Origin of the sequence: Halocynthiibacter sp. (assembly GCF_049608145.1) — a bacterium.
GTDB lineage: Bacteria > Pseudomonadota > Alphaproteobacteria > Rhodobacterales > Rhodobacteraceae > Halocynthiibacter.
Genome location: NZ_JBMYXF010000008.1, coordinates 39516 through 53856, shown reverse-complemented (window position 1 = coordinate 53856; position 14341 = coordinate 39516). Strand labels below are relative to the sequence as shown.

Annotated in this window: 14 protein-coding genes; 8 read left to right on the top strand and 6 right to left on the bottom strand. The window is 53.2% G+C overall.

Translation table 11 applies throughout. The annotated features are described in order from the left end of the window. The first annotated feature begins 27 nt into the window (after positions 1-27). From mtgA to ACPGUT_RS04405, 4 genes are all read left to right on the top strand, one after another. Positions 28-828: a monofunctional biosynthetic peptidoglycan transglycosylase gene (gene mtgA, locus ACPGUT_RS04420; RefSeq protein WP_423989108.1), complete on the top strand. Its 801-nt coding sequence runs from the start codon at positions 28-30 to the stop codon at positions 826-828. Positions 829-886: 58 nt separating this feature from the next. Then, a complete protein-coding gene (locus tag ACPGUT_RS04415) occupies positions 887-1552 on the top strand; it encodes a glutathione S-transferase family protein (RefSeq protein WP_423989107.1) in 666 nt (221 codons plus the stop codon). Between the two features lie 75 nt (positions 1553-1627). Continuing rightward, positions 1628-2677, top strand: coding sequence for a tRNA epoxyqueuosine(34) reductase QueG (gene queG / locus ACPGUT_RS04410; RefSeq protein ID WP_423989106.1), 1050 nt, complete (start codon positions 1628-1630; stop codon positions 2675-2677). Between the two features lie 26 nt (positions 2678-2703). Next, positions 2704-3714, top strand: coding sequence for a KpsF/GutQ family sugar-phosphate isomerase (locus tag ACPGUT_RS04405; protein ID WP_423989105.1), 1011 nt, complete (start codon positions 2704-2706; stop codon positions 3712-3714). A 27-nt stretch (positions 3715-3741) separates the two neighbouring features. On the opposite strand, the gene ACPGUT_RS04400 is transcribed toward ACPGUT_RS04405, so the two are convergent. The 5 genes from ACPGUT_RS04400 to ACPGUT_RS04380 form a co-directional block, all read right to left on the bottom strand. Continuing rightward, entirely contained in the window at positions 3742-5703 is a 1962-nt protein-coding gene (locus ACPGUT_RS04400) for a CocE/NonD family hydrolase (RefSeq protein WP_423989104.1), read from the bottom strand. Positions 5704-5727: 24 nt separating this feature from the next. Continuing rightward, a complete protein-coding gene (locus ACPGUT_RS04395) occupies positions 5728-6771 on the bottom strand; it encodes a LacI family DNA-binding transcriptional regulator (protein ID WP_423989103.1) in 1044 nt (347 codons plus the stop codon). Positions 6772-6990: 219 nt separating this feature from the next. After that, on the bottom strand, positions 6991-7389 hold the full coding sequence (locus ACPGUT_RS04390) for a hypothetical protein (protein WP_423989102.1): 399 nt from the start codon (positions 7387-7389) through the stop codon (positions 6991-6993). Positions 7390-7516: 127 nt separating this feature from the next. Beyond that, positions 7517-8218: a winged helix-turn-helix domain-containing protein gene (locus ACPGUT_RS04385; protein ID WP_423989101.1), complete on the bottom strand. Its 702-nt coding sequence runs from the start codon at positions 8216-8218 to the stop codon at positions 7517-7519. 291 nt (positions 8219-8509) lie between these two features. Then, positions 8510-8791 (bottom strand): hypothetical protein, encoded by a 282-nt coding sequence (locus ACPGUT_RS04380; RefSeq protein WP_423989100.1) that lies wholly within the window; start codon positions 8789-8791, stop codon positions 8510-8512. Positions 8792-9058: 267 nt separating this feature from the next. Between ACPGUT_RS04380 and ACPGUT_RS04375 the strand changes: the two genes are divergently transcribed. Both ACPGUT_RS04375 and ACPGUT_RS04370 read left to right on the top strand, forming a co-directional pair. Then, a complete protein-coding gene (locus tag ACPGUT_RS04375) occupies positions 9059-9697 on the top strand; it encodes a hypothetical protein (RefSeq protein ID WP_423989099.1) in 639 nt (212 codons plus the stop codon). A gap of 247 nt (positions 9698-9944) precedes the next feature. Next, positions 9945-10364, top strand: coding sequence for a hypothetical protein (locus tag ACPGUT_RS04370; protein WP_423989098.1), 420 nt, complete (start codon positions 9945-9947; stop codon positions 10362-10364). A 41-nt stretch (positions 10365-10405) separates the two neighbouring features. Here the strand turns inward: ACPGUT_RS04370 and ACPGUT_RS04365 are convergent, their stop codons facing one another. Then, on the bottom strand, positions 10406-12370 hold the full coding sequence (locus ACPGUT_RS04365; protein ID WP_423989097.1) for a hypothetical protein: 1965 nt from the start codon (positions 12368-12370) through the stop codon (positions 10406-10408). A gap of 112 nt (positions 12371-12482) precedes the next feature. On the opposite strand from ACPGUT_RS04365, the gene ACPGUT_RS04360 reads away from it, so the two are divergent. Both ACPGUT_RS04360 and ACPGUT_RS04355 read left to right on the top strand, forming a co-directional pair. Then, positions 12483-13118 (top strand): ribonuclease HII, encoded by a 636-nt coding sequence (locus ACPGUT_RS04360; protein WP_423989096.1) that lies wholly within the window; start codon positions 12483-12485, stop codon positions 13116-13118. 106 nt (positions 13119-13224) lie between these two features. Next, positions 13225-14328 (top strand): site-specific DNA-methyltransferase, encoded by a 1104-nt coding sequence (locus ACPGUT_RS04355; protein WP_423989095.1) that lies wholly within the window; start codon positions 13225-13227, stop codon positions 14326-14328. Positions 14329-14341 lie beyond the last annotated feature (13 nt).

The window sequence follows — 14341 nt, the reverse complement described above, 5'->3', positions numbered from 1 at the left end:
CCCCTTGGCATATGGGATTGCTGAAGGGTGACAGAGAAAACGACAAAAAAAACCACAGGCAACGCGGGTAAAGGCGGTACGGCGAAGAAAACCTCTTCGGCTAAATCCACACGTAAACCGCGTAAATCTTCCAAAAAGACAGGGCCGTCACGTATGGCAAGGATCTGGCGTGTCTTACGCTGGCCTGTTCGTATTCTTGGCGGGCTTTTGGTTCTGAACGTGCTGGCTGCATTGTTCTACCTGGCGGTTAACCCCCGTATGACCCCCTATATGATTTCTGAAACCCATCGTCTGGGCCAGTTGGATCATGAATGGGTGCGGCTTGAAGACATTGCCCCTGTGATGGCGCGATCTGCTGTTGCCGCCGAGGATGCGAATTTCTGTAATCATTGGGGATTTGATGGTGCGGCTTTGCGGGATGCATTGTCCGGCGGGGCGCGGCGTGGCGGATCAACGATCAGCCAACAAGTGGTGAAGAATGTCTATCTTTGGCAGGGGCGCAGTTGGATTCGCAAAGGACTTGAGGCGATGATGACGCCTGTTGTGGAACTGATCTGGTCAAAAGAACGTATTCTTGAAGTATACCTGAATGTTGCGGAATTTGATGAGGGCGTCTTTGGGGTAGAAGCCGCTTCGGTGCATTATTTTGGCGTGAACGCCGCAGACCTGAGCGCGCGTCAGGCGGCGCGTCTGGTGACTGTGTTGCCCGATCCGAAGGGACGGTCAGCCAGTGAGCCCAGCGATTGGCAGCGCCGACGTGCCGGATCTGTGTCGGATGGGGCGGCGCTTATTCGCAATGATGGCCGTGCCGGATGTTTTGCGCCTTGATTTATGGGCCACTTCGGGCGAAAGAAAAGAAGAACCCTGAAAAGAGCATTTGATTCATATGATCCGTCTGTATCACGTTCCCCTGTCGCCGTTTTGCCGCAAAGTCCGGTTGAGCCTTGCAGAAAAACGGCTTGAGGTGGAGCTGGTTGAAGAACGCTATTGGGAACAGGACCCTGATTTTCTGCGCCGTAATCCGGCGGGAAAAGTGCCTGTTCTGAAAATGGATGGTGGGTTGTATTCGGAAAGTGCTGCGATCTGCGAATATATCGAAGAACAGTTTCCAACCCCTTCTTTGATGCCAACCGCCCCCCAGGCGCGCTATGAAGTGCGCCGGCTTGTGTCCTGGTTTGATGATAAGTTCCACAATGAGGTGACATCTAATCTGTTGTATGAACGGGTGAACAAGAAGGTTACCAAACAGGGTTATCCGGACAGTAAGAATGTGAAAGCGGGCGCAAAGGCGATCAAATTTCACATTGATTATATGGCCTGGCTTTTGGATCAGAGACGCTGGTTGGCCGGTGACGTGATGACCCTTGCTGATTTCGCCGCTGCTGCACATTTGTCAGCGTTAGACTATATTTCAGATGTGGACTGGAACCGGTCCGCGACGGTGAAAGATTGGTACGCCAAGATAAAATCGCGTCCGGCGTTTCGTTCCATTTTGGCGGATCAGGTGTCTGGTTTTCCACCGCCTGCGCATTATGCTGACCTTGATTTTTAAATTGCTTTCCACGCAGGCGGGCTGTTGGCCCTTCCTCCTTTCTGGTTTCCCCCGGGGGATATTGGGAGAGATAAAATGGATGGGCTGAAGGCGCGATTACAGGATTTTGCGCTTGAGGCTGGTTTTGCGCAGATGGGCGTGTGTCGGCCAGATGCCGTGCCCCAGATTGCGGAACGTTTGCAGCAATATGTTGATGCCGGGCGGCATGGGCAGATGGGCTGGATGGAAGAACGTATGCATTGGCGTGGCAGCCCGGCGACCCTTTGGCCCGAAGCGAAATCGGTTGTGATGTTGGCAGAGGTCTATTCGCCGGAACATGATCCCCGGGACATTTTGGAACACAAAGATCATGCGGCAATTTCAGTGTATGCGCAGAACCGTGATTACCATGACATCGTGAAGAAACGCTTGAAACGTGTCGGGCGCTGGTTGATTGAACAAGACCCTGACGCGCAGATTAAAGTGTTCGTGGATACAGCACCTGTGATGGAAAAACCCCTGGGTGCGGCGGCGGGCCTTGGCTGGCAGGGGAAACATACAAACCTTGTGGGGCATGATCTGGGCAGTTGGTTTTTCCTGGGTGCGATTTTTACCACGGTTGAACTTGAACCAGATGCGGCGGGTCAGGATAGTTGCGGATCATGCCGGGCCTGTCTGGATGTTTGTCCGACAGATGCGTTTCCTGCGCCCTATCAATTGGATGCGCGGCGTTGCATTTCTTACCTGACGATTGAACATCACGGGCCGGTGGATGAAGAATTGCGCCCGATGTTGGGCAATCGGATTTATGGTTGCGATGATTGTTTGGCGGCCTGTCCCTGGAATAAATTTGCAAAGACCGCATCCGAGATCCGCTATCACGCGCGACCTGAATTACTGGGCCCGGAACTTGCGGACCTGGCGGTTTTGGATGATGCGGCGTTTCGGGCGTTTTTTTCAGGATCGCCAGTAAAACGCGTCGGTCGCAACCGGTTTGTGCGAAATGTGCTGTACGCCATTGGGAATTCTGGACAGGCTGCTTTGAAAGAGGTCGCACAGGGCCTGACGCAGGATGAAGATGCGACGGTCGCGGATGCGGCCCGTTGGGCTGTGGGGCAGCTTGATCAGGCTGCATCTGCCCGGTAGAAAAGACAAAACAAAAAGGCCATGACATGAGTGACAATCAGCATATTGAGAATATCCGTGAAGCGCTGACGGCGTTTCGTCATGGCATCCGTACCCTGGAAGATCACCTGTCTGTTGACAGTCTTGATCAGGGGCTGAATGAGGCACTAACGCCGGCGTTAGAGACGATTCTGAACATGCAAGGCCGGTTGATTGTCACCGGCATGGGCAAAAGTGGACATATTGGCAGCAAGCTGGCCGCGACGTTTGCATCCACAGGTACACCTGCGTTTTTTGTGCACCCTGCTGAAGCCAGTCATGGTGACCTTGGGATGATTACCAAGGATGATGTGGTTCTGATGTTGTCCTGGTCCGGTGAAACGCGAGAACTGGGTGACATTGCCACCTATTGCCGCCGTTTCCGGGTGCCGCTGATTTCCATTTCCGGCAATGCACAAAGCACGTTGGCGAAAGCCGCGAATGTTGCGATCGCCTTGCCGAAATCGCCCGAAGCCTGTCCGCATAATCTGGCACCAACCACATCGACATTGCTGCAGCTGGCGATTGGCGATGCGCTGGCGGTCGCTTTGTTGCGTGCGCGTGGTTTCAGCGAGAAATCTTTCTTTGATTTCCACCCAGGTGGCAAACTGGGCGCATCTCTGACCGATGTTGGGGAAATCATGTCTAAGGGCGGTGATATGCCGTTGGTAAGCCAGGATCAGACGGTGTTTGACGTGGTGTCGGGGATCTGGGGCAAAAATCTTGGTATTGTAGGGATCACTGATGATACGGGCGCTCTGATTGGTGTTGTGACGGATGGCGATCTGCGGCGGTATTTGGCGGAAAGTTCTGACACCAGTATGCAGACGGCGATGCGTGGCACCAAAGCATCTGAGATTATGACAGCCGATCCGATTTGCCTGTCAAAGAACATGTTGGCGGCGGGTGCGCTGGCGCGGATGCAGAAGAATAAGATCTCGGCCGCATATGTGGTCGAAGCGGGCAAGCCGGTTGGTGTTCTAACCCTGTTGCAACTGTTGAACCTGGGCGTCGCATAATCAAAACTCTCTGAAACAGAGACTGATCTAGCGCGGGATGTCGTCTTTCATTTCGCGCTTGAAGATCTCCTCTCCGTTTTCAAGGGCGCGGAAATCTTGGACAATACAGAAGTGATCTTCGGTTGTGGACATCTTGGTTGTCAGGGTGCTGTGGGCCGTCATGCCATCGCGTGTCAGCCAGCGATCCCAGGTCAATTCTACGCGGGCAGATGCGGGATCATCTGGATGAATTGTCCAGATTTCTGACATTTCGGATCCTGTGATCAATCCGTGTACCAGATCTTCTGTTTCATTGCGGCCCGATCGAATGGTTAGGGTGAAATCCCCTGAAATAGGGTCTGTTTTCCATGTTTTTTCCTCTTCCCCTTCCCTGCGGGTTTTCAGAGGGCGCGCTTGCATGGGGATGGGGGATGCGAAGTTATATTCATCTTTAGAGGCAAGCGTATTGCGACAGGGCAGGGACAGGCTGGCCTGATGAATGGTCAGGGTGACGGGTTTTGCTTCGGGCCAGGCATAGGGCCAATAGGATGGTGACACCGCAAGACGCAGATGGTGCCCGGCAGGCAGGCGATAGGCGCTTTGATCCAGAGAAATAGTGACTGTTACAGGGGTTTCGGGGGTGAGATCCGAGAGTTCGCTGTCGTTGACATGATGGCGCAGGTTCAGCATGCCCATGGTGATCAGGTTAGATGTGCCATCCGGGCGTTGATCGCAGAGACGCAGGAACACCTGCGCCCGGGCCTGATCGGCAGATATTGTCAGTGTGACCTGAGGTGCGCCAAGGATATCGGTTGTATCCATCTCAGGCAGATCCAGGCACAGGGCGCGGGAATTGTCTGCGGTCTGATCATCAGGCAATTCGCCTGGGCCAAAGCCAAAGGGAAAATATTCGCCGCAGCCCTGACCGCACAACAGATCCGTTGTGACGGTTTTCGCTGGATTAGACTCAGATATCAGATGGAATTCGCGTTTGGTGACTTGGGCGCTGGGCCAGGTTTCTTCGGAGATCCACTGCCCGTCGCGATGGGTGAGAGCCGTATCAGGCGTGCAGCTGTCCATCACATAGGCACGATATTGTGGGTCGTTTTGAACGCCGGTATCTTGATCCTTTAGCCAGTGATCCCACCAACGTAACGCTTCTGAAAGATAGTCTATTGCAGGGGAAATGGTCGAAATATTGGGGTATTTATGGTTCCATGGGCCAACAACCGCCCTGACCACGGCTGAGGCGTTTTCCGCCAATTCAGACATGGCATTGCGATAGCCGTCATGCAGCCCACCCATCACCAGAACGGGGGCCTTGATCGCGTTATAATCTTCGCAAACGGACCCGTGTTTCCAGTAATCATCACGGTTTTTATGTTGCATCCATGTTTGGGCAAGAAAGGGTGTGCTTTCCAGCCGTTGCATCCACAGATCCCGCCAATTGTCCCGCAGCGCCGGATCGGGTGGCATGGAATTCCAGGATGTTGCGGTGGCGGCCCAGCCGATATTTTCGGAAACCTGAATGCCGCCTTTGTAATGGATGTCATCTGTATAACGGTTCACCGTGGTGCCAATGGAAATCACGGCTTTCAGGGCAGGTGGACGGCGCATGGCAAGTTGCAATCCGTTAAAACCGCCCCAGGATATGCCTTGTATGCCAACACGGCCACTGCACCAAGGCTGGGCGGCGATCCAGTTTATGATCTCTTCGCCATCGGACAGTTCCTGTTCAGAATATTCGTCGTCAAACACACCATCGGAATCGCCGCATCCGCGCCTATCAACGCGCAGACAGACATATCCGTGCTGTGCGAAATGCAGGTGCATGCCGTGGTCGCGCGCGGCGGTTCCATCAGATTTGCGGTAGGGCAGATATTCCAGGATCGCGGGCAGGGGGGTCGTGTCACAGCCTTCGGGCATCCAGACCTGTGCGGATAGGCGTGTGCCATCTGACAGGGGAATGCCCATGTCGCGATGAATGGTGATCTGTTCGTTGTGCAACATCGCGATATTTCCCTGTATTTGTGTCTATCTACGGCGCCGTTTTAGCGTTTCACCAAATTCGATGACGGGTGAAATTTCGGTGCAGATGGGTGCATGATCTGTGTCCGGTGCATTGCGGCCAATGATGATTTCCGCGGCCTTGCGCCCGATATCCGCACGCCCGGCGTCCATGGTGGCAAGCTGCACGGGCAGGCCTTTCAAAAGCTCAACACCGTTGAACCCCGCAAGGCCGATTTGGCCGGGCACATCGATGCCCTGGCTGAGACAATGCAACAGCCCGCCCGCGCCAATCATGTCGTTTGAGTAGTAAAGAAAATCGAGATCAGGCGAGCGATCCAGAATGGCCTGTGTCATTTCGCGGCCCTTGGCCAGCGCTGATCCACCGGAATAGAATTCCTTATCCTGGATCTCAAGCCCGGCTTTGGCGAGCGCTTCTGTAAAGCCTTCAAACCGTTTGCGCGCGCGGTGATCCAGCGGCATTTTTGTGCCAAGGAAACCGATGCGTTCATAGCCTGCCTTGGTGATGGCCTTTGCCATTTCACGGCCTGCGCGACGGTGGGAAATGCCCACCATGGAATCAATCGGTTTGCCATCCACATCCATGATTTCCACGACGGGAATATCAGCATTGCGCATCATGGCGCGCGACGCATCGGTGTGTTCCAACCCGGCGATGATCACGCCAGAAGGCCGCCAGGACAGCATTTCATACAGAACCTGTTCTTCCTTTTCCGGGCGGTATCCGGTGATGCCAACAACGGGCTGCAGGCCGGTGCCATCCAAGACTTCGGAAATGCCGGTCATGACTTCGGGGAAGACCATGTTTGACATGGAGGGGATGATGACGGCGACAAGGTTCACACGTTGGGACGCCAAGGCACCGGCAATTTTATTGGGGACATATCCCAAGGCTTTGGCCGCTGCACGAACCTTTTCGCGGGTGGCTGCCGACACATCGCCCCGATTGCGTAGGACACGCGATACGGTCATTTCACTGACGCCAGAGGCCTCGGATACATCGCGCAATGTCAGGGCACGTTTGGGCGGTTCCGGCGGTGTGGATGTCATAGGGTACGCGGGCCTTTTATAAGTGTTAGCGCTATTGTTACCCAGAGTTGGAGGAGAAATCCATGCCTTGAATTTTTCTGTTTCGGAATGGAGTGGTAAGCAGGGCGATCGGATGAAGAAAGCTTGATGTCGGCTATGCAGACGATGGTACAAGCCGTTTAAAGGTCTGCTTGCCGGCGGTCAGGTCATTTGGATTCAACGCAAGAATGAATACCAGATCTATTTCTTACTGCCATTGGCTTCAATATAGGGCGATATTCGAATATACTCTTGTAGTGAAGCTTCGAACGGGGAACCACCATAGACAACTCGTTCTAAGTACCACCCATTAAAATCTGAGAATGCGTCAAAGTCTCCAGACAGTCGACCGTGATATGGGCATCGCCCCATACTCTCGATCGTATCATCCATATATTTAGGCACTTTAGCGCCAAGTGATGCGTAATCGTCGTCAGAGTAGTCCTCCGAATTTGCCTCATGCGCAAACTTAAGGTCTGCAACCACGTCTCGGTTTGAATGCAGGCCTCTAGCATACGCTGCTATTTGATCTGCTGCAATGAGCCGCTCATTCGCTTCCCGACGGAATAACTCGTTGCTGTAAAACTCTTCTTTCAACATCTTTTTCTCCCTCATTGCAGACTCGGACTTCCCGATCCTCTTTTTCTAGTTGCACCTAGAAGAGCAGATATTCTCTATCCTTGCAGTCTCAAGTAGATTGGGCTCACTTTGGACTTTCTCTGTGACCTCACACCATCCGGATCACGTCTTTTTCGATCGCCAGCATGTAGCCTCGGCGGGCGATGTTTTTGACCAATAAATCACTGACCATCTGATTGCCAAGGGTGTCGCGCAGGCGTTTGATGCGGGTGGCGCCGGCGGCTTCTTCGCAGTCAGACGGGCTTCGGCCAGAGATCATGCCTTCGATTTCAGCGCCTGACAGCACTTCGTCATCCATGCGGGCTTCGGCCAGGACGGAAATGGTTTCCAGCGCGGCTTCGGTCAGTTTGAATTCCATGTTGTTCAAGTAAACCGTATTTTCTTCGCGAGAAATCATCAGGGATGACACTTGAATGCCTGCGCGTTCGACCTCAGACAGGCGGCGGTTCAGGGCGACGATGGTGACCAGAAACACAAGGGCGGCGATCATCATGGCGGTGGCGAAGACCAGAAGCACAAAAATGGCGGCGCGGTAGGATCCTAGCGTGTCCTGGAAGGATGTTCCGGATTGGGCCAGCACTTCGAGAAAGCGAATATCACCCGGATCGGTCAGGGAGGTGTTTTCCACAAAGATCTGTTCCACGCGGGAGTTGAAGGCGTTGGCGTCAGGCAGGTTAAAGAACAGAAATACCGCAACCAGCAGCAAGATCAGAACGATCATTGCGATGCCGCCGGTGACAATCTGATTGCCTGAAACCGGCAGTCTGGAAATCTTTTTGTTCTCTGGCATGTCCTGCCCTCCCCAATTTAGTGTCCCGCCCCTGCGGCTGAAAATCAAGACCCGCAGGAATGAAGGCGGGTGATCTTTAAAAATGCGCCCCGGATAAGTGATAGCACACCGGTGAAGTTGAAATAAGTTCTGGCGTTGTTCTGAACGGTTTTACTTTACGAATGATCCGCATTTAGCAGAGGAACCTGTCATGACAAAGCGTAAATTTATTTCGGGGGCTGGTCGTTTGACGTGAACGCCCGCCAGAATATCCGGCGGGCGTTTTCTTATATTTTGTCGTGGCTGAAGTGATCAGTAGCGCAGGTAGTATTGCCCCGCTTCCCGACGTTTCGCGGCGAGTTCGCTTTCGTCGAAGACTGATATCACATTCAGCAACTGCCAATCATCGCGGTCAATACGACCGGCAATATAGCGCCGCGCTGCATTTGCATTGCAGGCACGTTCGGGCAGTTCAATCACACCGTAATGCAGACGCAGGGGGTCTTCCTGCTTGGCCTTATAATCGGCATAGCAATCTGCGGCGGCGGGTGTGGCGCATAAAAGCGCGAGGGTGAGAGTCAGTTTTTTGATCATGCTCTAATCTATGTGATTTTATCTGTGGTTATTCAATATCAGACCGGAATTTCACGTGATTTGCAAAGAACTTCTGACCTGTTCCTGAAATTTATTTCTATTAAGGAAGTTCCGTTCGAAGCCTTATTTTTAAAGGGGAAATTGGATAACATTTCATCGTTATTGAGCGACTTTCCCCAAAGGCGCAATGTTTCCTTATCAAATTCACATGCCACAGCGCACCACCGGAATACGCAGCGCTGGCAAACGTAAATGTAAGGATACATTATGACACGTCGTTTTATTTCAACTGCTCTCGTCTCTTCTCTGGTTCTGACTTCTGTCACATCTGTGCCTGCTCAGGCGGATGAAGAAGATGTTCTGAAAGCCCTTTTGGTGGGGGCTGTTATTGCTGGCATCGCCAATGCGCTGGATGACGATGATGATGAGGCATCCGCTGACCCTGCCCCCGTAGATCCGGTTGATCCTCCGGTGATTGCCACGGATGTACCCCCGCCAATTTTGATCGACCCTTCGGTTCTGACCCCTGTTCCGCTTTTGCCGATACTGCCCGTGACCCATTCAACCGATATCTTGGACGTGCCACAGACATGGACCGCTGATTTTGATGCCGGCAGCGTTGGCGCAGGTGATGATGCGGACATCTGGTTTGAAGCAGATAATGGGACCAGATATCTACATCCCCGCAACGGTGCAAAGATCAGCGTCGGAGATCGCAGCAATCGCGGTTATGCCGGATGTTCGACCGCCCGTTATAGCAGCACCCGGGTGCAAGCCCACGCCGTACCCGTAGGGTCGTATGTCTGCATGAAGACCAGCGAAGGGCGGGTCAGCCAGTTTCGGGTGAATGATTATACCGATGCCAGCCCGATGACCATGCGTGTGGGGTATACCACCTGGCGCTGAGATCGGGTGCCGGGCCTGCCCCGGCATCTGATGAATTTTGATGACGAAACCTTACTGCACAATTTTTTAAGACTGACTTTTTAGCACCAAAACTTTGAACCACCGGAGGGGGCGTTTGATCCCGCGCCCTCTCCGGTACCTTAAAAACAAGGGACCGTATCTGATAACAACCGCCCGATATTGTTTGTCTGTGGTTCGGGGCATCAGGTTGAAGACACAGACAAACCACCACCACGAGGTATAGATTATGTTTCGCAGTTTTATCGCCCTAACCCTGACCGCTTCGCTGGCCATCACAGGGTTCACGACCCCGGCAAAAGCGGGAAATGATGACCTGACAAAAGCCCTGATTGGCCTGGCCGTGATTGCGGGTGTCGCCGTCGCAATCGATAATCGCAATGATCGGCGTGACGCCCGTCGGGCCGCGCGTCGCGAGGCTGAAGAACAATCCGCACGTATGGTTCTGCCGCGCCGTTGCCTGAAACGTTTCGATACAGGACGTCAGATCAAATATGGTTTTGGCGTCGGGTGTTTGAACAACCGGGCCGCCCGTGTGAGCCCGCCAGAACATTGCGCCCGACGAGGTGTAAACCCGCGTGGCCGTTGGACGACGTTTTATCCTGAACGCTGTATGGCGCGCGAAGGCTTTACGGTTGCAAGTCGCTAATTTCCAAACGGGCGGAGGCAATGCCTGTCTCCGCCGCGTATTTATTCAGGCCTGTCGATAAAACGGCGTTCCGGGATGGAATAGTATAGCTTGGTTGTATCATTTGAATGATAGGCGCTCATTACACCTTCGCCCAGTTGTGGTTCTTCGTCGAAGCTGCTGTATTCTGCTGGCAGCAACGGTGTCCCATCCAGAAGCCACAAGCCCAGAGGGCCGTTTTCTTCAAGGCGGGCTTCAAATGCATTGCTGTCCTCATAATCCCAGACCCACGTGAAGTTTTCTGCCAGCAATCGTTCGCCATTTCGACGGATCAGGCGGGATGTACCGTCCTGGTTTGAAACTTCATACACGCCATCAATCATTTCACTTACAAAACCTAGATATTTGCGGAATTGATTGATAACCCAGTCAGGCTGTGGCGGGATCTCAGGTAGTTCCATCTGCATCGCTATCTGTTCAGCCAGCCGCAGGGTGAGTGGGTTTTCAGAGGCGAGGCGGCATACCAGTTTCAGGTTTGAAATCGGACGGGACAGATAGACATAATACATCGGTCCCTCTGCGCCAGTGGCACGTGTGGGGCTGTCGGTAAACCAGACAGGGTCCCACTGCGGATATTGGTCCAGCACAGCCATCTCGAAGTCTTTACCTTCATTAAAATCCCCACTGGAGATGTGTTGTGCGTAATAGATAGATCCGTGTGTAAAATCATTCCGTACCAGCGAATTGAATTGCTCATGTGCTGTAGAGAGCGGTGTTTCAGCAGGCAGTGAGGGGAGGCAGCTTATATCGATATTGAAGTCCGGAAAACCATCTGGTTGAAGTGATGCTCTCAGGCTTTCGTCGATAACGCGCAGTGCATTTAGGCTGATCAGGTACAGCGGCGCAAAATTGTCGATAAAGAAGTGGTTATTCCATTCGTTGGGATCAGTTTGTGCAAACACGGTTTTTCCCTGCTCTTCCATCCATACGAAGGCGTCGAAACTGTCTGATAGGATCGCTGGGGAAATCAAGCCATCTTCTGATAAACTATTTGCGGCAGCCATGAATTCGGGCAAAAGCGCTGCGTCGGGGGTGTGAGTGAAGATGAAGTAGTCGATCAGGCCCGCGGAGGTCTGAAAATAGGCGAAGAACCCCTGGCCATATTGTGCACCAATAATACTGTTTTCGTCATCGGCAAACAGCGCCAGTTCCCGGGTAGGTGTTTCCAAAATGCGTTCGCGTTCGCGGGCGAAAACCTCTGCGCCTTCGCCTTGTTTTAGCGCAAGCACGGTGATTGGCCTGCTTTGATCTGTCAGATCCTGAAATTCAGTGCGGGGGAAGTCGACGTGGTTTCCATAACTGTAGCGGCCCGGAACAGTGATAAACCCCTGCCAACCCGGCAGGCTGGTGCGATAGGCGGCTTCGCCGGGTTTTGGGCCAGCAGCTATGAGATCGCTGACCGCCTTCATGTCTTCGTGCCAGGTTGCAAGCGCTTCTTCTTGTTCCCGGATCAGCCGGGCCTGGGTTTCTTTTTGCGCAGATATGTCGTCTGTGGGCAGAAAGGTAAGTTCGATCCGAAGGTCGCTGCCCAGCCCTTCGACCGGTGCGTGAAAGATCAATCCCAACCCGTTGTCTGCCCGTTTGATGAACGCCGGAGTGCTGTCTATGCCTTCTGTGTCAAAGGCTGAAAACGCGCCAACTTCAGGGAAAGGGGCATGAATCACTTGGCCAAATGTGAATGCGCTGATTGTCTGTGTTGCCGGGTCATAGGTGAGATAGCCGTCCTCTGCACCGGTAGTGACCTGATCAGCCACCTGGAAGACAAGCGAGGCGAAGAAGGCGTATTCCTCAGCGATCTTATCTGCGCTGACCTCTGGCCCAGTTTCTGTTTCGAGGAAGCGGAATTCAGAGAAAGCAAAATGCTGTGGTTCTGTGGTGCCAGACCATGGATCACGCAGAAACCAGAAGGCGGCAACTGCGATGGTCAGACAGAGGGCGAGGGTGGGAACGAGGATACTCTTACGCAAACTAATACTCCGATCAGATATCTGATGTTTATGAGGAAAACTCTGGGTGGGAAAGGTCGGGAATTTATGACCTGCCCCTTGCGCCTGCGGGAAAAACCGCGTTTCTGAACATATGACTGATAAGCCCACAAAACCCGTCCCCGACCTAAGTTATGAAACCGCAGCCCGTGAAAAGGGGTTCATGCGGATTGCTGGTGTGGATGAGGTCGGGCGTGGGCCGTTGGCGGGGCCTGTGATGGCGGCTGCGGTGGTGTTGGATATTGCCAATGTGCCTGAGGGCCTGAACGATTCAAAGAAGCTGAGCGAAAAGAAACGCCGGGCGCTGGTGGAATTGCTGGAAATGTCCGCGCAAATCGGGGTGGGCGAGGCTTCTGTTGAGGAAATTGACGAACATAACATTCTGCGCGCGTCCCATATTGCGATGTTGCGCGCGGTCGAAGCCCTGGATCCGCAACCTGACTATCTGTTGATTGATGGCAATATGATCCCGCGCGGTGTTGGGTTGCCCTGTTCTGCCGTGGTGAAAGGCGACAGCAAATCGCAATCGATCGCGGCTGCTTCGATCATCGCCAAGACACTGCGTGATGATCTGATGGCGGATCTGGCGCTTCAATATCCGGGATATGGTTGGGAAAAGAACGCAGGCTATCCGACAAAAATGCATCAGGACGCCTTGAAGGATCTAGGCGTGACACCACATCATCGGGTTTCCTTTAAGCCAGTACACAACATCTTGTATCAAGATTAAAACTTGCCCCTGAAGGTCAAAAAATTATTTGACGCGGAATCCATCATGACTCATGCTTAGAGGCAATCACGAGGTGCGCTTAAGACACCCGGATATTGAGGCAGATATGAAAAAAACCAGTACAAAAGCGGCAGTCGAATTGCCGCTGAACGAAATACTTGCGGGCGATTGCATTGAGATCATGAACGGCCTTCCCGAAGGTTCTGTTGATCTGATTTTCGCCGATCCCCCCTATAACCTGCAGCTGAAAGGTGATCTTCACCGTCCCGACAATTCCAAAGTGGATGCGGTTGACGATGAATGGGACCAGTTTTCCAGCTTTGCGGCCTATGACAAATTCACCAAAGATTGGCTGGCAGCCGCGCGCCGTGTGCTGAAGCCAAATGGTGCGATTTGGGTCATCGGATCTTACCACAACATTTTCCGCGTTGGATCTGAGTTGCAGAACCAAGGCTTCTGGATTTTGAATGACGTGGTGTGGCGCAAATCCAACCCAATGCCAAATTTCCGCGGCAAGCGCCTGACCAACGCCCATGAGACCATGATCTGGGCCGGCAAGTCAGAAGACGCAAAATGCACCTTTAACTATGAAGCGCTGAAATCCCTGAACGAAGGCATTCAGATGCGTTCCGACTGGGTTCTGCCGATCTGTAACGGTGGCGAACGCCTGAAGAACGATGCAGGCGACAAAGCCCACCCAACCCAAAAACCTGAAAGCCTGCTGCACCGTGTTCTGGTCGGCGCGACCAACCCGGGTGATGTTGTGCTTGATCCATTCTTTGGCACGGGCACCACGGGTGCTGTGGCCAAGAAACTGGGCCGCGATTTCATCGGTATTGAGCGCGAAGAAGCCTATCGCAAGGTTGCTGCAAAACGCCTGTCCAAGATCCGGAAGTTCGACAAAGAAAGCCTGATTGTGTCCACGTCTAAGCGTGCGCAACCACGTGTGCCTTTTGGTCAGCTTGTGGAACGTGGCATGCTGTTGCCTGGCGAAGAACTGTATTCCATGAACATGCGCCATAAGGCGAAAGTTCGTGCGGATGGCACCCTTGTGGGTGGTCCGGATGTAAAAGGGTCGATCCATCAGGTGGGTGCTGCGCTTGAAGGCGCGCCAAGCTGCAATGGTTGGACCTACTGGTGCTATAAGAAAGACGGCAAAACCGTGCCGATCGATCTGCTGCGTCAGCAAATCCGCGCAGAGATGAACTGAGGTTCACAAAAAT